Source organism: Corallococcus sicarius (assembly GCF_003611735.1).
GTDB lineage: Bacteria > Myxococcota > Myxococcia > Myxococcales > Myxococcaceae > Corallococcus > Corallococcus sicarius.
This window is the reverse complement of sequence record NZ_RAWG01000720.1, coordinates 1-475: the sequence shown is the minus strand read 5'-3', so window position 1 is coordinate 475 and position 475 is coordinate 1. Positions and strand designations below refer to the sequence as shown.

The window sequence follows — 475 nt, the reverse complement described above, 5'->3', positions numbered from 1 at the left end:
GACCCCGTCCTCGCTCGACAGGGCCATTCGGCCCTCTTCCCCGGCGCGCCAGTTCGACTCGAACAGCTCGGGCGTCATCGGCCGGCCGAAGAAGTAGCCCTGCGCCAGGGTGCAACCCATGCCCAGCAGGATGGCCGCCTGGGCCTCGTTCTCCACGCCCTCGGCCACGACCTTCATCTGCAGCACCCGGGCCATGGAGACGACGGCCTCCGCGATGCCCCGGTCGTTCAGGTCGGTCTCCAGGTCCCGCACGAAGGAGCGGTCGATCTTCAGCACGCTCACCGGAAACGTCTTCAGGTACGCCAGCGACGAATAACCCGTCCCGAAGTCGTCGATCGCGATGGTCAGGCCGATGTCGCGCAGTCTCGACAGGATGCGCACCACGTTCTCCGGATCCTCGACGAGGCCGCTTTCGGTCACTTCCAGTTCGAGCTGCTGCGGATCGATGCCGTGGCGCGCGACGACGCACTCGATC

1 protein-coding gene is annotated in these 475 nt (G+C 66.7%); it reads right to left on the bottom strand.

Going from position 1 to position 475, the window contains the following annotated elements:
• A partial coding sequence (locus tag D7X12_RS41870) for an EAL domain-containing protein (RefSeq protein WP_158620228.1) occupies positions 1–475 on the bottom strand: 475 nt, incomplete at both ends.